Source organism: Salinivibrio sp. ES.052 (genome assembly GCF_900141775.1).
Lineage (GTDB): Bacteria > Pseudomonadota > Gammaproteobacteria > Enterobacterales > Vibrionaceae > Salinivibrio.
This window is the reverse complement of sequence record NZ_FSRI01000003.1, coordinates 533,035-551,839: the sequence shown is the minus strand read 5'-3', so window position 1 is coordinate 551,839 and position 18,805 is coordinate 533,035. Positions and strand designations below refer to the sequence as shown.

The following is an 18,805-nucleotide window of genomic DNA, read 5'->3' as shown; positions in this document are numbered from 1 at the left end:
GTTTTCTAGGTATTGAGACGCTATGCCATCGCTATCGTATCAACGCCAATCCACACCTTGGGCAGCACGTCAGCAGCACGTGCTGCCCGGGTTTGGCATCAGTTTGGGCGTGTCTTTGCTGTTCATCAGCTTAATCCTGCTGTTACCGGCCAGCGGCCTTATCATGCAAACCAGCCAAATGAGTTGGCAAGAATACTGGTTTGCCATCACTGACCCACGCATTGTCGCCAGTTATAAAGTCACAGCCGGTGCGGCGCTGATTGCCTCACTACTAAATGGTGTGATTGGCTTGCTCTTTGCGTGGGTGCTGGTGAGATACGATTTTGCGGGCAAACGCTTGGTCGATGCGCTGGTTGATTTGCCGTTTGCCCTGCCCACCGCCGTTGCCGGTGTCACGCTCGCCACCCTGTACGCCGATAACGGCTGGATAGGCAGTGTGCTTGCTAACGTCGGTATCCAAGTTGCCTACACGCCGCTTGGGATCGTGATTGCCATGATGTTCACCAGCTTGCCGTTTGTGGTGCGTACCGTCCAACCCGTGTTGGAGGAAATTTCCCAAGAGGAAGAAGAAGCGGGCACTGTGCTCGGGGCAAGTGACGGTGCGGTGTTTTGGCGGATTATTCTGCCGACCATCAAGCCGGCGTTGTTAGTGGGTGTGGCCTTATCATTTACCCGCAGTCTGGGTGAATTCGGTGCGGTGATTTTTATTGCTGGCAATATGCCCTACGTCAGCGAGATCACGTCGCTGATGATCTTTGTTCGCTTGCAAGAGTTTGATTTCCCAGCGGCGAGTGCCATTGCCTCGGTGATCTTGATGGCATCCCTTTCATTGTTGTTTGCCATTAACCTTTGGCAAGGTCGCTACTTAAAGCGCATTCACGGGCGATAAGGACACCTTATGAGTACAAACACGGTGAGAATCGGTGATACCCCATGGATCAGGCGCAGTTTAATCGCGCTTATGCTGCTGCTCGTGGCGCTGGTGTTGGTTGTGCCGCTGGTGAGCATCTTTTCCATTGCCTTCGCCGATGGCATCACCAGTTATTTTCAGCATTTACTCGCACCGGATACCCGCCACGCGATTGGCCTTACATTGTTGGTGGCCGTTCTCACGGTGCCCATCAACCTCGTATTTGGCGTGATGTTGGCATGGGCCGTCACCCGCTTCCAATTTCCGGGGCGAAAACTGATCACCACCTTGATTGATATCCCGTTTGCCGTGTCGCCCGTGGTCGCAGGCTTACTCTATTTGCTGCTTTATGGCAGTAACGGCTGGCTAGGCGCGTGGCTATTTGAGCATGATCTTCAAGTAATGTTTGCCCTACCCGGCATTGTGTTGGTCACTATTTTTGTTACCTGCCCTTTTGTCGCCCGCGAGCTGATCCCGCTCATGCAACAGCAAGGGCAAGCAGAGGAAGAAGCGGCGGTGGTGTTAGGCGCATCATGGTGGCAGCTTTTTCGCCGCGTCACCTTGCCCAATATTAAGTGGGCCCTCATCTACGGGGTCATTTTGACTAATGCGCGCGCCATCGGCGAGTTTGGTGCGGTCGCTGTGGTGTCAGGCAGCATTCGCGGTCAAACCAATACCCTGCCTTTGCAGGTACAGCTGCTCTATGAGGACTACCAAACCCAAGCGGCGTTCGCCTGTGCGTCATTACTTGCCTTTATGGCTCTCGCCACCTTGGCGCTAAAAGCTTTGGTGGAATGGCGTCAGCATCGTGTGCACGCCAGTACCGCGCCGATTGATGAAAGCAGTGCATCAACGCCTGCCCACTTAACCTTACAAACGAACCAGAGTGAGCCGTAAGCCATGCGCATTCAACTGAACGATATCACCAAACACTTTGGCCAGTTCCAAGCGTTGTCACCGTTATCACTCACCATAGAACAAGGTGAGATGATGGGACTGCTTGGCCCCTCGGGCTCCGGGAAAACCACCTTACTACGCATTATTGCCGGATTAGAAAGTAGTAACAGCGGTCAGATCCTGTTTGAAGACCGCGATGTCACCCGCGTTCATGTGCGTGATCGCCGTGTCGGGTTTGTTTTTCAAAACTACGCCTTGTTCAAACACATGACGGTGGCAGAGAACATCGCCTTTGGCTTGCAAGTGATGCCGCGGCGCGCGCGTCCTTCACCGGCCACGATGACACAACGGGTTAATCAACTGCTTGAGGTCGTGCAGTTAGGCCATCTGAGCCAACGGTATCCCGAACAATTATCGGGCGGGCAAAAGCAACGTATCGCACTGGCGAGGGCGCTGGCGACACAGCCGGAGATTTTATTGCTCGACGAGCCGTTTGGAGCGTTAGATGCACAAGTACGTAAAGAGTTGCGCCAATGGTTACGCCGACTGCACGATGAAATGGCTTTTACCAGTGTGTTTGTTACCCACGACCAAGACGAAGCGCTCGAGCTATCAGATCGCGTGGTGGTAATGAGTAACGGACAAATTGAACAAGTCGACAGCCCGGTCGATCTGTATGCCGCACCAAAAAGTCGCTTTGTGTTTGATTTTTTAGGAAACGTGAATGTCTTTTCCGGCCACTATCAACAAGGCGTCTGGCAAAATGGCAATGCCTTTATCCAACCCACACTAAGCACGCACACCCAACAATCAGGCAATTTGTATGTGCGTAGCCATGAGTTAACCCTTGCCGATAAACCCAATAGCCAACTATCGCTGCCCATGCGTGTGGTCTCTATCAATCCGGTCGGTGCTGAGGTGCGGGTATCACTCGCCCCACAAGGCTGGGAAAGTGAACAACTGTGGGAGGCCACCTTAACCCATCATGCGTGGCAAGCCGCAGCGTATCAAAAGGGCGATACCGTATATGCGATGCCACAACGCGGGTACTTTTTCAATGACACAGACACTGCGCCACATCACCTCGATTGGCCATTCTTGGCGAAAGATAGCTTAGTGTATGATATTTAATGGTTGGCGGGTAAATCTTGGCGGTGCTTTATCAGTTATCTATTTAGCGTTTACCTTCAGACAGACATCGCCACTTTCAATTCGGATAGCGAAGCAGGATAACCTAGATAATAACCTTGTACATATTCGCAATCAAAACTTTTCAACAATGCTAGCTGAGTGACCGTTTCTACACCCTCAGCCACCACGTTGATTTCCAAACGTTTGGCAATATCGATAATACCGGCCGTGATCGCTTTCGCGCGACTATCGCTTTCCATCGCTTGAATGAAGCTGCGGTCAATCTTGATTTCATCCACGTTGATCTGGTTAAAAAGCCCTAAAGAGGTGTAACCCACACCAAAATCATCAATGGAAAAAGTCACACCATGGCGTTTAAGGGTATCGACCACTCGCGCACACTCAAGAATATCATCAAGTGCCGCGGTTTCGGTTATTTCTAGACACAGGTAACGCGCGAATTCTGGGTTCAATTGCAAGTAATCATCAATACGCCGGATTGCACTTTCGCTATTAAACTCAACCGCAGAAATATTAACCGACACACGCTGAATGACAGTTCCCAACAGATCACTATCGTGTAACTGCTTGGCGGATTTTTCTAGTACTAGCGCCGTTAGGTCTTCGCAAAAACCCTGTTCTTCGGCGAGCGGGATAAACATACTAGGTGGAACCGCACCATAGGTTTCATGGGTCCATCTCGCCAGTACCTCTAAACCGGTCAGCTCGCCTGACGCCAAGCGATATTGCGGTTGAAAGACCACCTCAATCTCTTTGTTCTTTATGGCTTGCCTAAGCGCGGTAATGAGCTGTCTACGCTTTTGAGCTTGCTCGGTTAAGTGAATATCATGATACGTTACCGCCCCTTTGCGCTTTTTAGCATCATTAAGGGCGCGTGTCGCCGCCGTCATCAAGGTCGCCGCATCGTCGCCATCTGGCCCAAACAACGCCACCCCTATCGAGCATGTGGCTTGTTGATCGTATCGTTGCAAATATCGACTACATTCACGGTGTAGCCTTTCGATATAGAGCGCCATATCGCTGGCACCGTCTAACTCAGCAAGGCAGGCAAAGCGGTCTGCATGAATGCGCGACGTGAGCTTGTCTAATAGCGTTGATACCTCAATGGCATGAGCCATGTCAGACAGCAGGTGATTGGTACGTTCAAACCCAAGTTTGTTGGTGAGTGATGTAAACCCATCAATGTCGACAATCACCAAAACATGGGAGGTTTTTTGAGCCGCCCGTGCTAGCAAGGTATCCACATGACGCATGAACACGGAGGGACTGTGCAAGCCGGTCACACTGTCAATGTCACTCGCTCGCTCCAGATCAAGGTTATTCTTTCTCGCCAAACGCCAGAGCATGATGGAGGTCACCACTACAAAGAGATGCCCTTTGAATGCTTGTGCCAGCTCGTACAGCTCCAAGTTTGTTGTTAAGGCAGTCACCACGCGATCGGAGAACAAGATCCACAAAGTCGCAAAAAAGAAATAGATAAACGCCAGCTTCAGTGCGTAGTAGTTCGTTTTTTTCATTGTGGTTCCCGTGCGATGACGTTCATTCAGCCTTCTTACGACACCCTATCCCGCGCCCACTGTGACGGAAAGGGAAAGCAGCGACAATAGAGCCAGTCTCTTTCAGATCATGAGTAAATATGAGACAGGGCTTTCCAAATGTTTAAATGCATATTAGGTCTAATGTTAGTTGCCCGCCAGAAAAAACGACAATAAACAACCTACTAATTGATAGACGCCTTCCATGTATATCAGCCATCGCATCAATGATTAGGCGTTAAACCGTCTCGCATCAATCCAACACAATCCGGTAAAGCGTCATACATTACCCCGACGCACCATCTGCCCGTGCTTGACTCAACATGGGGCCAAATCGTACCGCAAACCAGCCATAGCTGATCGTCCAAAGCAGTGCAGACGCGGCAACCAGCTCTAGGGTATAAACGGGCCAAAACCACATGCCAAATACACGGACGAGTGCTGAAATGAGCAAAGCATAAAACAACCAAGAAACAGCGGGGCCCTGATAGACATTGCGCCCGGTATGGCCAAGCGCGACTCGTGCAATCATGGCCAAGATCACCCCACCGAGCGCACCTATCGCGAATAAGTGCCAGATAAGGTTTGATGCCCAGGGATTAATCACTACCGCTTTTAATATCAACCCCAGCGGTAAGAAGAGGTAGAACACGTGTAGCGAGAACAGCATTGGTACCTGATACGCTTTCCAACCTTGCCAGCGATACAGCCGCACACATTGAGCAATACCCGCGATGATCAGCAGCCCTCTCGCAACCAGGTTGTCAGTGCCGGACACCAAAGTAACGCCAATGAGTAGCACAAACACAGCGATAAGCGCTCGCTCTAACCACACAGGAGAGCTGGACACCTGTATACCCAACTTCTTTTCCGTGAAAAACGGGATCACACGGCCACCCATTACGCTAATAAGCAGCATGAACCACAACAAGGTACTGTGCCAAACTTGATTAATAGGTAGTGAGACTTCCCCTAGCAGTACGCCGTAAGACAATGCGTTAAGCAAAGCCGCCACCGCTAAAATAGGAATAAACAGGTAATTGCGCTGACGCTTAGTCACTACCACGCGATAACCCAATGACCATGCCACGCAGGCCATAAACAGGGTATCAAGTACAAGGCTCGACCAAGTCGGGACATCCACCCAGAAGCTCAACCGTGCCAACAACCATAGTGAAAAAATGCCGAAAAGCTTCAGCCCACGAGTACCTGGCACACCCGTCCAGTTTTGCACCGCTGTGATTAAGAACCCACCAACAATGGCCATCGAAAACCCAAACAGCATCTCGTGAGCATGCCACCAAAGCGAGGGAACCGTTAGTGAGAACACCCCGGGATGGGTGTAAAGCCCACTCCATATAATAATGACCAGACAGGAGTACAGAGCACCAAAGAGGAAGAAGGGCCGAAAGCCTAGTCGGAACAGCGGTGGGATCTTATCTTCTTTTTGTTTGTCTGTGACGTTTAACAGCATGGCAAAGCGCTCCATAGAAGAATTTCGATGATGTCACCCTACCACACACGAAAACACTGCTTTTGATATTAAACAAATCCAAACCACTTTAATGTGCTACAAAATATGTGGTTATTCGGACAAATATCCCTGTTAGTGCATTAACCTAGCACTTTCCTTTTTAGCTTGCCCTGTAAACAGAGAGCAAGAGTGCGTTGCATCCCGATTAGCGCGCATCCGGGAAAACAATCAGACCTAAACTTTCAAGTAGCTGAGATTGTTGCCAGTCGGCTATTTTTACGCCAGACAAATCCACTTTGCGTGGGTCTAGGCCATCAATCTCGGCGTGGCATAAATTAGCGCCTTGTACGCTAAACTGCCCCCATACATCGGACGAGAACACACCGCCACTCAGATCGGCTTCTTTCAATGATGCACCGAGAAGATGGGTTTCAATCCAACGGTTTTCAAACAGTTCGCATTTTTCTAAGCACGCTTGCGCAAGATTGGCATAAGACAAGTTACAACCGGTGATAAACGCTGAGCAAAAGAACACCCGATGGCTGACTTGATTGGCAAAATTTGCGCGGGAAAAGTTCGCGCCTTTCAGATCGCATTCTCTCATCTCAATACCGTAACAATTGGCAAAACTAAAATTGGCCATCGCCAATAGGCATTGCTGAAAACTGGAATCACGAAGATCAGCCGCGGTAAAGTGGCACCCTTCGATATCGCCCTGCTCGATAAATTTGCAACGCTTGAACGTCACATCGCGAAGGTTAGCGCGGGTAAAGTCACAACGGATAAAGGTACAGTCTTTAAATTCAAGCTCACTGAAATCTTGGTGAGAAAAGTTCTCTTGGTGAAATGTCTGGTTATGTGTCTTCATATCATTTCCTTAATTAATGCGCCGCTAGGCTAACAACATAACCTTTTGAAATCACGAAAATAAAACCTTTCACAATCAGGATCTTATAACCCCCTTATTTTGCCGATTTAAAGGGGTAAACTAGCCTCAGGGAAAGCGTAAGAGATATAGTTAGAACACGGCGACGATAAAAAAAGTTTTTCGCCTTATAAACCGGATGACGAAGATAACACCTGCTCAACAAACCCACCAAGAAACTACTCACCAGCAGATTTTGCGTCGTGCTACTGTAAGGTTCGTGCTAGACTCCACGCCATTCAGTGTGTCTGGGCGGGAACGCGGACACACGCTTCTTGTTTGTTGAGTCTGTTATGCCATTTAAAAAACTGGGTTTAAGCGACCCACTTTGCCAAGCCATTGCCCAACGCGGCTTTACCACGCCAACGTCCATTCAAGCCAAAGCGATTCCAATCATCCAACAAGGGCATGATCTGATTGCCGCGGCACAAACGGGCACCGGAAAAACCTCGAGTTTTATCTGGCCTATCATCGATAAATTATCTGCCGGTGAAGCTGGGCGCAAAAAGCGCGCTCGCGCATTGGTTATTGCCCCCACACGAGAGTTGGCTTTGCAAGTGGCCGAAAGCGCGCGCCAAGACACGCAGTTTACCGCGCTTAAAACCTTAGCAATGGTTGGCGGCATGGACGAACAAGCACAAAAACAAGCCTTGGTGGACGGGGTTGATATTCTCGTCGCTACACCTGGGCGTCTGCGTGATTTACTCAGCCAACGTGCCGTCTATTTGGATGAAGTGGAAGTGCTGGTTCTCGACGAAGCCGACCGCATGCTCGATATGGGCTTTATTGATGCGATTCAAAACATTCTCGACCGATTACCGGCAAGCACGCAATGCCTGCTTTTTTCTGCCACTTTATCGAATAAAGTACGTGATCTGGCCAAAGCGACCATTGGTGATGAAGGCAAAGAAATCAGCATTGCCGCACATGATGCCTCTAAAGACAATATTGCCCAGTGGTGCATTCCGGTCGATAAAGATAAAAAGTCCGCGCTGCTTAGCCATTTGATTAAAGAGAATGGTTGGACGCAGGCACTGATTTTTATCGAAACCAAGCACGGCGCCGCCAAACTCGCCACCCAGTTGGAAAAACGTGGCATTGCCGCCGAAGCGTTTCACAGTGGACGCAGCCAAGCCGTGCGGACCCAACTGCTGGAAGACTTTAAAAACGGTGACATCCAATTTTTGATTGCCACCGGCGTCGCCGCACGCGGCATTGATATTGAGTCGCTTGAGCGGGTGGTCAATTACGATCTGCCCTTCCCCGCCGACGAGTACGTCCACAGAATTGGTCGTACCGGTCGCGCCAGTGCCCAAGGCGAAGCCATTTCACTGGTCTCAAAAGACAACACCAAAAACTTGCGCATGATTGAAGCACGTCTCGGGCACCCACTTGAACGTCGCATCATCGAAGGCTTTGAGCCTAAAAAGCCGGTACCGCTGACTGCACCCAAGTGATAATGTACAAACAATGATCGTGACAAAAAACGGCGAGCCTCGTGCTCGCCGTTTTTGTTTGCTTTATGCCTGAGTCAGTGTTTGCCACAGCGCCTGCCATGCGTCTGGGCGGCGATAGTATTGGCTCACTGTGATGGCTTGCCATTGACCGTTTTGCTCCACCAGCATGGATGGAAAACCGCGTAAGCCATGCGCTGCCATCAATTGACGGGTTTGATTCACCGCGGGCATCACGTCATTTTCGGTGCGATTCATCGCCTGTTGCCAAGCCTCTGCCTCTATCCCCATCTCACTGGCAAGCTCTGCGAGCGTGTCAGCGTCATAGACGGAGCGACCTTGCTGATAATGGCCACACTGGATGCGTTTCAGCATCTCCGCGCCCTGACCATCAAGCTGCTGAGCAGCGAGGATGGCTTGCGCGGTAATAAAGGAGTCCAAAATTACCGGCTGGTCGCTTGCTACGCGGTCTAGATAGGCTTGACCAAATGTCTGTCCGGTTTGATCGGCAATGGTCTGATCTGCCGCCAAGATGTGTTGACGAAAGCTGTCTTCAATCGGCGCACGCTCTCGCATACCACCTGGATGAAGCTGCAAGTTAATCTCAGGGGTGTTGCTCAAGCTTTCAATCAAGGTGGCGGCGCCGAAGCACCAGCCACACATTGGGTCAAAAATGTAGTGGACGTTTACCATTCCATCTCTCCCATATGTACTTTGGCACCAATTTCCAAAGCCATCGGCAGACCGGCTTTCGGGTATTTCGCTTGCATGGTTTTCATCAGCTCAGCGCTGTCTTTGCTGTTTGCTTTCGCCTCGGCAAAGTCTTGCAAATACTGCTGGGCAAAGGTAATGGTGTCAGCGTTCAGTGCCGTACCCGCGGTCATGTGTCCTGGGATCACGACTTTAGGCTTCAATGCTGCCATTTCTTCTAGTTGTGCAGCCCAACCTTCACGCGCTTGGTCAGATTGTGCGTCTGCCATCCAAAGGTGAACATTGCCATATACAGCGACGTTACCCAGGATCGCCTTGTTGGCTGGGATCCAAAGATACGGACGATGCGCCAACTCGCCTTTCGCGCCGCGAATTTCAATTTTACGACCGTCCAGTGTCAGTGATGAACGGGTATAAGCAGCAGGCACCACGGGGTTTTGCGGGGCATTATCACCCATTTTTGGTGCCCAAAATGCCATTTTTCCATCCAGTTTTTCTGCAATGGTGGCGCGTACTGCCGGTGTGGTGATCACTTTTGCGTCAGGGAACATACCGTGCAGCACTTCCGCACCAAAGTAGTAATCTGGATCGGCTTGGCTAATAAAGATGGTGGTCAGCTCTTTACCGGAGTCCAGTACTTTGGCGGCAATACGTAGCGCGTCTGCTTTAGTAAAGCCCGTATCAACCACCATGGCTTCGGTTTCGCCATACACCAAAGTTGAGTTTACGTGGAAGCTATTACCATCCGCGTTATATACGTCCAAGTTCAAGGGTTCAGCATTATTTGCTGCCATTGCGCTGCCGGTCAGTAATAAAGAGGCGGCTAGGGTTTTTATCAATTTCATCGTCGTGCTCCGTTGTTTTGCATTCGGTGTTGAGATGCTGTGCAGTTTACGGGCTCGACTTGTTCAGATATATAGCTAATAATTTACATCATTATTTCATAATTCGAGCATATAAACGGGCCGTACCGTGTTACGAACGGCTGGCTCTTAAGCATAGATGAGATTGATATGGACACACTGACTGCCGCACGTGTATTGATTGACGTGGCACTGACGCAAAGTTTTACCGCGACTGCCGAGCGGCTCGAGATGTCGCGCCCGATGGTGACTCGCCATGTCGAAGCGCTGGAAGACTGGTTAGGCGTGCGCTTATTACAACGCACCACGCGCAAAGTATCGTTAACCTCCGCCGGCGAGCAAAGCTTGCCGCAACTGGAACAATGGGTTGAGCAAGCCAATGCATTGACACAACAATGGCAACAAGATGCAGGCTTGACCGGCAAAGTGCGAGTGGCGACCAGTATGTCGTTTGGTTTCGCGCAACTGATCCCCGCGGTGAAGCCGTTTATGGCCGCTCACCCCGGGGTCGATGTAGATATTGAGGTGCAAGATAAGGCGGTCGATTTGATTGCGGAACGGATTGATATTGCCATCCGCATTGCGTCCAACCCGGATCCTTCCTTAATTGGTCGCCCGATCGCTGCGTGTGATTCCGTCTTAGTCGCGGCACCGGATTATTTGGCCGCCCATGCACCGATCCGCTCACCGGAAGATCTCACCGCGCATAGTTGTCTCAGTTACAAGCAATTTGATCGGCCGATTTGGCATTTAGACAAAGGCGAGGCGCACGCTGCGGTTGAGGTACAAGGTAAGCTCTCAGCTAACGAGGCGACTACTTTACTCAGTGCTGCCATTCAGGGCATGGGTGTGAGCATGCAGCCAGTGTATCTGGCTCACAGTGCCATTGCGCGGGGTCAACTGTCGGTCGTGCTGCCTGATTGGCAACCCAAAGCGATGGATATCTACGCCTTGTACCCGTCACGCCGCAACCAGCCACCAGCGGTACGTGCGTTGCTGGATGCGCTGATTGCCCACTTCGCGGATAGCCAGTGGGCACCGGTTGCTATTTAGTCAGCAGAAAAGATTGAGTGATGAGAGGATAAGCGCGCGAGCTTAATCAGACGATTTTGCTCGCGCAGCATGATAACGCTGGGCTTTAACCAGCCATTTATCAAGCTGATTGGCAAAGGCTTGTTTTTGCTGCGGACCAAGCGGTGCGGGCCCGCCTGTGTGCACACCGCTACTGCGCATGGTTTCCATAAAATCACGGATATTAAGCCGGGCGCGGATGTTTTCTTTGGTCAGCAATTCGCCGCGGGTGTTAATCACCGTTACGCCCTTTTCAATCACTTCATCCGCGAGCGGAATGTCTTGGGTGATCACCAAATCGCCCGCCTCTGCCTCGGCAACAATTTGGTTGTCCGCCACATCAAAGCCCTTTTCTACCTGACGTGAACTGGCGTAAGGCGACGGCGGTAAACGGATAAACTGGTTGGCAATAAAGGTGGCTTGAATGTGCGTTCGGTGTGCCGCGCGTACTATCATCTCGCGCATCGCGACCGGACAAGCGTCCGCATCTACCCATATTTGCATGCTGGTTCTCTTAGCGTTAGCGTCAATGCCTGCATTAAACCCCAATTCACCGCAAATTGAAACGTTACCCCTGCGTCGTATCCGCGTTTAGTACTGGCTTTACATCGCTTAGCTGCTCAGACGCGCAGATATCAGTCTGTGTTGGCCGCCCGCTCTCAAACTGCGCTAGCCAAGACGTTAAGCATGGCATCACACCATCCGCGAACGCCGCCTCTCCCTGCCACCAAATCCGTGCCAGTGTTAACCAGCGGTGACGCTCACTGTGTGCATTGGCGATGTTGTCGGTGCGCAGTAGGCTGTGGTCGGCCTGTTCAAACACACGCACGTGATAAAAAGACAGCGGTGCATTAGCGAGCAGCTGGTGATACGTAGAAGCGGTTTTATCTGAGTCGACATAAGCATCCCGCGCACCAAACAACGCTAACGTGGGCACGTCGAGATCGATTAAATCAGCAGTCACATCCGAGGCCCAATTACGTTGTACAAATTGCCAAAAGGCCTCGCTCATGGGGGCGTTGTCATCTTGTTTTACGTGGTTTAGGTACTGCTGATACGACGCGCCGGATTGGATCAAGGCATCCACTGTCGCCTCGGCAGCTTGCTCTTCCGCAATAGCGGATTCACTGTATCCGGCGGCTAATCGCCGTTGACGTCCAGAATACTCGGATTGCGCCATCCAGTTGACTGCTCCACCGACACTGATCAGAAAATCGATGTTTTCGACTTGGTGCGCCACCTTAGGGATCACCCAACCAGCTTGGCTAAAGCCCATCAACCCCAGCTTGCCATCCTTTAGCCCCAAGGTTTGGCGCAAATAGCGAATCGCCGCCGCGACTTCATCGGCCCGATCTTGCATCGATTGCGACCGCCAATCCCCGCTCGACTCTCCCACTCCCGGCTTATTCCAAGACAACGCACACCACCCATTCGCCGCTAACACTCGCCAAAGTGGGAGGTAACAACCAAACGCATCGGTCGGCACGTCACCAGAGCCATGCACAAACACCACACACTGATTCGGGCTCTCAGAACCTAAAGGTAAAATTAACTCACCCGTGAGCTGATTATCGCCTGTGTTAAAGTGAATGGCTTGACGCTTTAGCCCCGCGTTTGGGTCATCCATGACTATGACCAAAAACGTGCCTATCAGCACCAGCGCTATCAAACCTCGCTTTAGCCACTTCATCCCCTTTCTCCTTCCACCCCATTACCGCTAAAAGGTGTATAAATAGCCGGTATTGAACGACCACAAATCGTCTCTATCAACAATCGGGCTGTCTGATACTTCATCGCCATAGTGGCGATAGCTCACCCCCAACAACAGATGATGCGCGCGGCCAAGCCTGTAATAGAGGTTGAGGTCGGATTGGAATTTGCAGGTTTGATCAGGTTGATAAGTGGGTCGGCCAGCTTTGGCGTCTTGGGCTGACACACCGACATAATAACGACTCACCGCGCGACCCACACAAGTCAGTGACACTTGAGGGTCAAGCACCCACGGGCCTTGTTCCATCGGCGCGCCATAGCGGCCCACCACCGCGCCACTGTTATGATTATCCGAGATATCATGATGGTAGCCGAGCTCAAAATAGCCCACCGACGTTATCCAGCCAGTGGTTAGATTAGCGGTATACACCTTATCGAGACTTTTCATATCTTTGAGGGTTTTGCTGTCACCGCGGGCGTGATCGCCAAACACATCGTCGCCCACGCCCGCCGACACATACCAGCTGTCGCCCTCGGCGAGATACACACCTAGGGTATCGTTGCGATAAAAAATCCCCTCCCATTGCGCCTCAACCACCAGCTCAATGTCTTGGTCATCTTCACCACCGAGATATATCGACGGCTCCGTATAGCCGACCAGGCCGACGGTCAGATAATTATCCGCGGACATACTGTCGGTTTGCGCATGCCCGGCCAAGGGCACCAAGGTCAAAACGAAACAGATAAGTGTGACAAATGGATTCACCGGCGATTCTCCATAATGGCGAAATAGTAACTGAGAGTTCGCCCTTATCTTGAAACAACCGGTATTAAGAAAACCTTAAGACTCTCCCGTCATTTTGTGCGCGGCTTCCCAATTGATAACCGCCCTCGCCATCTGAGCGTCGCACTGAAATTCAAAATGCCAGTTGAGCTGTCCGGCAATGCGCTCAACAAGCTGTAGGCCCAGACCAAATCCGATCTGATTCTCGTCCACGTCTGAATCAATAGGGTTGGCAATCGAAAACTGCCCGTTGGTGATCTTAATCTCAATCGCGCCGGGCGCACTGTAGGTGAACGCATTGCGAATCAGGTTGGTACTCGCAATACGAAACAATTCCCTCTCAATAGAAATAGGATCACTGTGATTATCAATATGGACAGTCACTGGCTTATGCGCAGCAAGATACGCCAGCTCATCCACCAGGGTTGCGCAGAGCGAGCCAAGGTCGACCTTTGATTGGCGAACCTTATCTGGATGTTGCCGTGCCAGCCAAAGCAGTGATTCAGACAGTGCCATCATATTGGCGTTGGCACGCGAGGCGCGCTGCAAGGCCGGATAGCTGGCATCCTTGTCATCGATACGCAGTGACAAAGTATCCAAGGATGCCTGCATAATCGCCAACGGCGTACGCAGTTCATGGCTGGCATGCTTTAAGAACTGCTGCTCCCGTTGGTTATGTTCACGCACCTGTTGCAGCGAGGCCATCAAGTGGTCGGCGATTTGGTTAACCTCACGTACCGAAAAGCGCACATCGATGGCTTGATCAGGGTGTGTTTTTACCCGCGCTGACCATGCCACCAACTCTTTGAGTGGCTTCAATGCATTGTTAAACAACAGCCCAATCACGGTGACAAGCACCAGCATAAAAGCGGCAATTAACACGCTGGCATCGACCAAAGAACGCTCGACAATCATGGCAGCTAATGCTTCGATTTTTTCTGCCGCTTCAAACTCGACCAAGTACAGGCCTTGGGATAGGTGCTGATCGGAGTACAACAAGTAGCCATACTCACGCGTTCCACTGTCATTGATGCGCTGAATTTCAATTGGATCATCGGGCTGTATCGGCTCTGAGGAAAACAAATCACGCACCGATGTCGGGATAGCCTGCCAATCTCGATACGCACTGATAGTGTCACTTTGGGGTAATGGATAGTTAGGATCGGCGGCCAGCTTCTGCTCTAGCTTGATAGCATCGAGCCGCATGTAGTTTTTGCCTGCCTGACTGATTTGATAAAAGCTAAACACGGTGACAAGTGCCAACAACCCGATAAAGATCGCCACCGCCATGAACACAAGCTGGCGACGCGATTGTGCCGCGAGGCTTCGAACAGGGCTTTGGCTCATACCGGCGCGGCCTCAGAAAGGGACAAACCAATACCGACATGGGTGTGGATCAGCGTTTTAGCAAAGGGTTTATCAACCACTTTACGCAAATGGTGAAGGTGCACGTTAATGGTTCCTTGGCGCACATCATCGCTGGCCCAAATCGCCTCCTCAATATCGCTTTTGGACACCACAGTGGGTGAGCGGCGAGCGAGTAGCAACAGAATGTTCCAACCGATAGGGGTCAACTTAAGCGGCGTATCACCGCGCGACGCGATATGCTCTTTGGGGTAAATAGTCAGATCAGCAATGGTAATACACTCTCGTACCGGTTGATGACGTCGATGCAAGGCCTGTAAACGTGCGAGCAACAACGGCATGGTGCAAGGTTTGACCACATAATCATCCACACCGGCGCGAAAGCCCTCAAGCTGGTCGGTGTCCGCGCCGCACGCGGTCAGCATTAACACCGGGGTATCGATACCCTGCTCACGCAGCTCACGACAAACCGCCATACCCTGTGTTTTGGGCAGCATATTGTCGAGTATCACACAATCAAACGTCTGCTGGCTGGCAAGCTGGATCCCCGTTTCGCCGTTGTAAGCAAAATCACAGTCGATATTATGCAGATCTAAATATTCTGACATCGCTAAGCTGAGATCGTGGTCATCTTCAATGATGAGTATTTTCATGCGGCGTGCTCTTCTATCCGTGTCGTTTTTAATCTACACGAATCCATTGGATAAAAAACACCCCTCTAATCTCTCCCGATACAAAAAAAGCGCCCACAGGCGCTTTCATCGAGAGGCTATCACATGACTTACTTTAACAACGCCAATACCGCATTGACGCAGGCTTCAGATGACACTGGGTTTTGCCCTGTCACTAAGTTGCCATCGGTGACCACATACGAGGTAAAGTCATCCGCTTTCTCATAAAGACCGCCGTTTTCTTTGAGCATGTCTTCGACCAAAAACGGGACCACCTCAGTCAAGCCGACCGCAGCTTCTTCACCATTGGTAAAACCGGTAACCCGCTTACCTTTCACCAGTGGCTCGTCGCGATCTGAACGCGTATGGCGGAACACGGCCGGGCCGTGGCATACCGCACCAACCGGTTTACCCTGATAGTAGAAGGTCTCAATCAACTGACGTGAGGTCGAGTCTTCCGCTAAGTCCCACAATGGACCGTGGCCGCCCGGATAGAAAATCGCGTCGTACTCGTACGCATTCACATCGCTCAGTGTGACCGTGTTATTAATCATATCTTGCAGCTCAGCATCGCCATCAAACCGGCGAGTAGACTCCGATTGCGCATCTTCCGCTTCACTGTTTGGATCGATCGGTGCCGCGCCACCTTCCGGGCTGGCAACGACAACCGTTGCGCCCGCATCTTTAAACGCGTAATAAGGGGTGGTGAACTCTTCTAACCAAAAGCCTGTCTTGTGTCCCGTATCGCCCATGGCATCGTGAGATGTCAGCACCATCAAAATTTTGTGTTGTTGCATCATCGCTCCTTATTTGTCACGCGTTTGGGTGATAATTCATTCGTTTACTATGTTGTCATTAACTAGACTAACAGGTCAGAGGTGTAAACGTAATGGATCGCGGCTTAGATCAATTCAATCAATTGACGGTTTCTTTACTTTCATCGACTAACCCTGACTTAATGCTAGCGCAACAATGACACCCCAGCCTGCTCACGATCTAAAATGGACACATTGATTGCAGGCAACAGCCAGCAACTGCTTTAGACTGTAAAAATAGATAGGATGAGGTCAACATGAAAAAAACGTATTTACTGGCACCCCTTGCTCTCGTTGCCGTTTTGGTAGGCTGTGAACAACAAGCCAATGAACAAGCCACGACGGATACACAAGTAGAAAGTACCCTAGAAAACGCACAAGAAACGGCGAAAGAAGGTGCAGAGCAAGCGATGGATAGTGCAGAAAGTGCTATCGACAGCGCAGAAAACACCGTCTCTGAGATGGTTGATCATCATAACGCAAAACTGTCACTCGATTGGAATGGCACGTATCAAGGTGTTGTTCCCTGTGCTGATTGTGAAGGCATCGATACCACACTCACACTCAACCAAGACAAAACCTATTCACTAACCAAAGCATATTTAGGAAAAGAGGGTGAAGCACTGAAAGAAGAAGGTACGTTCACTTGGGATGAAACAGGCAGTGTCGTCATCCTTGAAGGCCTGACTGACAGCCCTAACCACTTCTTTGTGGCGGAAAACCAGGTGATCATGCAAGACATGAATGGCGAAACCATCGAAGGCGATCTTGCTGAGATGTATCACCTGAAAAAGCAGTAATCTATCGAGGGCCTGTGATCCGCTGTTTTGGCAGGTTACAGGCCCTTTTCTTCATAATCTTTAACAGGCTTCATCTCTTCTCCATTTGTTAAGTGAATATTGTCACCGAAATACCCACCACGATCAGACAGTTCAATATGATCTAACTTAATACTTTGATTTTACGATACCTTTACATTTGGATTCAGATGAGAGGTTGATTCCAGAAAACCCTTTGCCTTTATTTCTGGCCAATCAAAGTTGATATATTCGGCCGATAAATAGCCAAGCTAGGAGTAAAACGTGGCCCATACCGCATACATAAAGATGATTGGAGAAACGCAAGGCTGTATCACCCAAGGTTGCAATACCGATGACTCTATCGGGCGAAAAGCGCAGATTTCACACACTGACGAAGCAACCGTTTTAGCTTGCAACTACTCGTTAGAAAAAGAAGCGGACCAAGTCAGAAAAACTCTCAGTGCTTTAACCATCACAAAGCCGATCGACAAGGCATCCCCTCTTCTTGGACTTGCTTTTTCAAAACAAGAGAAGATTCAGTGTGAGATAAGGTTTTACAGAACCAATGATAAAGGCCACAACGAAAACCACTACACCATTGAGTTAGTTGATGCCGTTATCGCACACCTGTCGTTTAACCAGCCTCACGTCCTTATTTCCGGCGATGAAGATATGTCCGAGGACATTGCTCTTCGGTATAAAGATATCGTATGGAAGCATAATATTACTGGTACCCAAGGCTACGAACGATGGGAGTAAGATCTAAGCCCTCACCTTACGACATTGCCGTTGTAAGAAAAGCAGGAAAAGGCCTAACAATGCAAGCTACAAGCCTCGCTAATCGTCATATTCGAAGCGGGGTTTTGAAGAATCAATTCGTCAGAGAGATTGATCGGTTTGAACAGTGCTTGGTTAATGACGTTGAGCGGGGTAAGAAAACCAAAGCGCAAGCTCTTACCGAAATGAAAAGAGAGCAATCCAGCTTAATGGAGCAGTCTTCGTTAATTGCCTCAAAAGGAATCGGTACTATTGCCGGCGCCATGCAAGTTGCCGCGGGTGGAGCAATATGCATTTACTCTGCCGCATCATTATGCTCGATCGGCGCATTGTTGGTGACTCATGGGCTTAACAACATGTATGAAAACGGTAAATACTTTGTAGATGGCGACGAAGATGCGACTGGCTTGGTTCGTGAAGCTTATCAAGGTGCCGCCGAATTTGCAGGATATCCTAAAAGCTATGGAAACATGGCCTACTACGGTGTCGATTTGGCCTTGTCCGGCTATGGAATGGTAGCAAAAACAACCACAGTAAAAGACGCCGACAAGGCTTATCAAATACTATCAAAGAGTACATCTCAGACTTGGACTAAGAGCAGAAATGCGAAAAGATTTAAGCTCTTCAGATATAGCTCTGAAGATTACTTGAGAGGTTATCAAGCAATGAGCAAGTCCGCCCTGGGAGTGGAAGTGGCAGCAGATTACTATAATATTGACGCTATAAAGGACTCATACAAGTGAGCGAGTTATTATTTTTTTTAATTACAGCTTTACTACTATCTGCGTTGAGAGGGATCTCTCGCATATCCTTTAAAAGTTCAGCATGCCTTTTCATCTACGTTGTTCTAGTTATTGGTTTTATCGGTGGGAATTACTACTCTATTTTCAT

The 18,805-nt window shown here is 50.2% G+C and carries 19 protein-coding genes; 8 read left to right on the top strand and 11 right to left on the bottom strand.

All coding sequences use genetic code 11. The annotated features are described in order from the left end of the window. The first annotated feature begins 22 nt into the window (after positions 1 to 22). The 3 genes from cysT to BUQ98_RS15380 are packed head-to-tail and all read left to right on the top strand — an operon-like array spanning position 23 to position 2,938. On the top strand, positions 23 to 889 hold the full coding sequence (gene cysT / locus BUQ98_RS15390; RefSeq protein ID WP_074214660.1) for a sulfate ABC transporter permease subunit CysT: 867 nt from the start codon (positions 23 to 25) through the stop codon (positions 887 to 889). Positions 890 to 898: 9 nt separating this feature from the next. Next, a complete protein-coding gene (cysW, locus tag BUQ98_RS15385; protein WP_074214659.1) occupies positions 899 to 1,807 on the top strand; it encodes a sulfate ABC transporter permease subunit CysW in 909 nt (302 codons plus the stop codon). Between the two features lie 3 nt (positions 1,808 to 1,810). Further along, entirely contained in the window at positions 1,811 to 2,938 is a 1,128-nt protein-coding gene (locus BUQ98_RS15380) for a sulfate/molybdate ABC transporter ATP-binding protein (RefSeq protein WP_074214658.1), read from the top strand. A gap of 56 nt (positions 2,939 to 2,994) precedes the next feature. On the opposite strand, the gene BUQ98_RS15375 is transcribed toward BUQ98_RS15380, so the two are convergent. The 3 genes from BUQ98_RS15375 to BUQ98_RS15365 form a co-directional block, all read right to left on the bottom strand. Further along, positions 2,995 to 4,476 (bottom strand): putative bifunctional diguanylate cyclase/phosphodiesterase, encoded by a 1,482-nt coding sequence (locus BUQ98_RS15375; protein ID WP_074214657.1) that lies wholly within the window; start codon positions 4,474 to 4,476, stop codon positions 2,995 to 2,997. 304 nt (positions 4,477 to 4,780) lie between these two features. Then, complete coding sequence (locus tag BUQ98_RS15370) at positions 4,781 to 5,968, bottom strand: NnrS family protein (RefSeq protein WP_175566334.1); 1,188 nt, start codon at positions 5,966 to 5,968, stop codon at positions 4,781 to 4,783. A 205-nt stretch (positions 5,969 to 6,173) separates the two neighbouring features. Then, positions 6,174 to 6,836, bottom strand: a complete 663-nt coding sequence (locus BUQ98_RS15365) for a Qnr family pentapeptide repeat protein (protein WP_074214656.1) — start codon at positions 6,834 to 6,836, stop codon at positions 6,174 to 6,176. 350 nt (positions 6,837 to 7,186) lie between these two features. Between BUQ98_RS15365 and BUQ98_RS15360 the strand changes: the two genes are divergently transcribed. Further along, the gene (locus BUQ98_RS15360) at positions 7,187 to 8,350 is read left to right on the top strand and encodes a DEAD/DEAH box helicase (protein WP_074214655.1); all 1,164 of its coding nucleotides are present in this window, start codon (positions 7,187 to 7,189) and stop codon (positions 8,348 to 8,350) included. 63 nt (positions 8,351 to 8,413) lie between these two features. On the opposite strand, the gene BUQ98_RS15355 is transcribed toward BUQ98_RS15360, so the two are convergent. Together BUQ98_RS15355 and BUQ98_RS15350 are read right to left on the bottom strand one after the other, a co-directional pair. Further along, on the bottom strand, positions 8,414 to 9,040 hold the full coding sequence (locus BUQ98_RS15355; RefSeq protein ID WP_074214654.1) for a DsbA family protein: 627 nt from the start codon (positions 9,038 to 9,040) through the stop codon (positions 8,414 to 8,416). Next, the gene (locus tag BUQ98_RS15350; RefSeq protein ID WP_074214653.1) at positions 9,034 to 9,903 is read right to left on the bottom strand and encodes an MBL fold metallo-hydrolase; all 870 of its coding nucleotides are present in this window, start codon (positions 9,901 to 9,903) and stop codon (positions 9,034 to 9,036) included. The genes BUQ98_RS15355 and BUQ98_RS15350 overlap by 7 nt, the downstream gene beginning before the upstream one ends. Positions 9,904 to 10,071: 168 nt before the next feature. On the opposite strand from BUQ98_RS15350, the gene BUQ98_RS15345 reads away from it, so the two are divergent. Next, positions 10,072 to 10,974 carry a LysR family transcriptional regulator gene (locus BUQ98_RS15345; RefSeq protein WP_074214652.1) on the top strand — a complete coding sequence of 301 codons (903 nt, stop codon included), beginning with the start codon at positions 10,072 to 10,074 and terminating at the stop codon, positions 10,972 to 10,974. 42 nt (positions 10,975 to 11,016) lie between these two features. On the opposite strand, the gene BUQ98_RS15340 is transcribed toward BUQ98_RS15345, so the two are convergent. The 6 genes from BUQ98_RS15340 to BUQ98_RS15315 all read right to left on the bottom strand — a co-directional run bounded on the left by BUQ98_RS15340 (position 11,017) and on the right by BUQ98_RS15315 (position 16,319). Next, a complete protein-coding gene (locus BUQ98_RS15340; RefSeq protein ID WP_069587832.1) occupies positions 11,017 to 11,496 on the bottom strand; it encodes a YaiI/YqxD family protein in 480 nt (159 codons plus the stop codon). A 64-nt stretch (positions 11,497 to 11,560) separates the two neighbouring features. Continuing rightward, positions 11,561 to 12,682: an alpha/beta hydrolase family protein gene (locus BUQ98_RS15335; RefSeq protein ID WP_074214651.1), complete on the bottom strand. Its 1,122-nt coding sequence runs from the start codon at positions 12,680 to 12,682 to the stop codon at positions 11,561 to 11,563. 27 nt (positions 12,683 to 12,709) lie between these two features. Then, on the bottom strand, positions 12,710 to 13,468 hold the full coding sequence (locus tag BUQ98_RS15330) for a MipA/OmpV family protein (RefSeq protein ID WP_074214650.1): 759 nt from the start codon (positions 13,466 to 13,468) through the stop codon (positions 12,710 to 12,712). A gap of 75 nt (positions 13,469 to 13,543) precedes the next feature. Then, the gene (locus tag BUQ98_RS15325; RefSeq protein WP_074214649.1) at positions 13,544 to 14,833 is read right to left on the bottom strand and encodes a sensor histidine kinase; all 1,290 of its coding nucleotides are present in this window, start codon (positions 14,831 to 14,833) and stop codon (positions 13,544 to 13,546) included. Beyond that, positions 14,830 to 15,504 (bottom strand): response regulator transcription factor, encoded by a 675-nt coding sequence (locus tag BUQ98_RS15320; protein ID WP_074214648.1) that lies wholly within the window; start codon positions 15,502 to 15,504, stop codon positions 14,830 to 14,832. The genes BUQ98_RS15325 and BUQ98_RS15320 overlap by 4 nt, the downstream gene beginning before the upstream one ends. 128 nt (positions 15,505 to 15,632) lie before the next feature. After that, a complete protein-coding gene (locus BUQ98_RS15315; protein WP_074214647.1) occupies positions 15,633 to 16,319 on the bottom strand; it encodes a type 1 glutamine amidotransferase domain-containing protein in 687 nt (228 codons plus the stop codon). A gap of 275 nt (positions 16,320 to 16,594) precedes the next feature. Here BUQ98_RS15315 and BUQ98_RS15310 point away from each other — a divergent pair, with 275 nt between their 5' ends. The 3 genes from BUQ98_RS15310 to BUQ98_RS15300 all read left to right on the top strand — a co-directional run bounded on the left by BUQ98_RS15310 (position 16,595) and on the right by BUQ98_RS15300 (position 18,657). After that, on the top strand, positions 16,595 to 17,137 hold the full coding sequence (locus BUQ98_RS15310; protein ID WP_074214646.1) for a copper resistance protein NlpE: 543 nt from the start codon (positions 16,595 to 16,597) through the stop codon (positions 17,135 to 17,137). A 282-nt stretch (positions 17,138 to 17,419) separates the two neighbouring features. Further along, positions 17,420 to 17,896, top strand: coding sequence for a type VI secretion system tube protein TssD (tssD, locus tag BUQ98_RS15305; protein WP_074214645.1), 477 nt, complete (start codon positions 17,420 to 17,422; stop codon positions 17,894 to 17,896). A gap of 59 nt (positions 17,897 to 17,955) precedes the next feature. Then, positions 17,956 to 18,657, top strand: coding sequence for a DUF4225 domain-containing protein (locus tag BUQ98_RS15300; RefSeq protein ID WP_254813944.1), 702 nt, complete (start codon positions 17,956 to 17,958; stop codon positions 18,655 to 18,657). The last annotated feature ends 148 nt before the right edge of the window (positions 18,658 to 18,805 follow it).

Excerpts from the sequence above, each read along its gene's own strand:
- BUQ98_RS15340 (WP_069587832.1), bottom strand. The coding sequence starts at position 11,496 with ATGCAAATATGGGTAGATGCGGACGCTTGTCCGGTCGCGATGCGCGAG.
- BUQ98_RS15355 (WP_074214654.1), bottom strand. The coding sequence starts at position 9,040 with ATGGTAAACGTCCACTACATTTTTGACCCAATGTGTGGCTGGTGCTTC.
- BUQ98_RS15320 (WP_074214648.1), bottom strand. The coding sequence starts at position 15,504 with ATGAAAATACTCATCATTGAAGATGACCACGATCTCAGCTTAGCGATG.
- BUQ98_RS15325 (WP_074214649.1), bottom strand. The coding sequence starts at position 14,833 with ATGAGCCAAAGCCCTGTTCGAAGCCTCGCGGCACAATCGCGTCGCCAG.
- BUQ98_RS15335 (WP_074214651.1), bottom strand. The coding sequence starts at position 12,682 with ATGAAGTGGCTAAAGCGAGGTTTGATAGCGCTGGTGCTGATAGGCACG.
- BUQ98_RS15380 (WP_074214658.1), top strand. The coding sequence starts at position 1,811 with ATGCGCATTCAACTGAACGATATCACCAAACACTTTGGCCAGTTCCAA.
- BUQ98_RS15365 (WP_074214656.1), bottom strand. The coding sequence starts at position 6,836 with ATGAAGACACATAACCAGACATTTCACCAAGAGAACTTTTCTCACCAA.
- BUQ98_RS15310 (WP_074214646.1), top strand. The coding sequence starts at position 16,595 with ATGAAAAAAACGTATTTACTGGCACCCCTTGCTCTCGTTGCCGTTTTG.
- BUQ98_RS15345 (WP_074214652.1), top strand. The coding sequence starts at position 10,072 with ATGGACACACTGACTGCCGCACGTGTATTGATTGACGTGGCACTGACG.
- BUQ98_RS15370 (WP_175566334.1), bottom strand. The coding sequence starts at position 5,968 with ATGCTGTTAAACGTCACAGACAAACAAAAAGAAGATAAGATCCCACCG.
- BUQ98_RS15315 (WP_074214647.1), bottom strand. The coding sequence starts at position 16,319 with ATGCAACAACACAAAATTTTGATGGTGCTGACATCTCACGATGCCATG.
- BUQ98_RS15300 (WP_254813944.1), top strand. The coding sequence starts at position 17,956 with ATGCAAGCTACAAGCCTCGCTAATCGTCATATTCGAAGCGGGGTTTTG.
- BUQ98_RS15350 (WP_074214653.1), bottom strand. The coding sequence starts at position 9,903 with ATGAAATTGATAAAAACCCTAGCCGCCTCTTTATTACTGACCGGCAGC.
- cysW (WP_074214659.1), top strand. The coding sequence starts at position 899 with ATGAGTACAAACACGGTGAGAATCGGTGATACCCCATGGATCAGGCGC.
- BUQ98_RS15360 (WP_074214655.1), top strand. The coding sequence starts at position 7,187 with ATGCCATTTAAAAAACTGGGTTTAAGCGACCCACTTTGCCAAGCCATT.
- cysT (WP_074214660.1), top strand. The coding sequence starts at position 23 with ATGCCATCGCTATCGTATCAACGCCAATCCACACCTTGGGCAGCACGT.
- BUQ98_RS15375 (WP_074214657.1), bottom strand. The coding sequence starts at position 4,476 with ATGAAAAAAACGAACTACTACGCACTGAAGCTGGCGTTTATCTATTTC.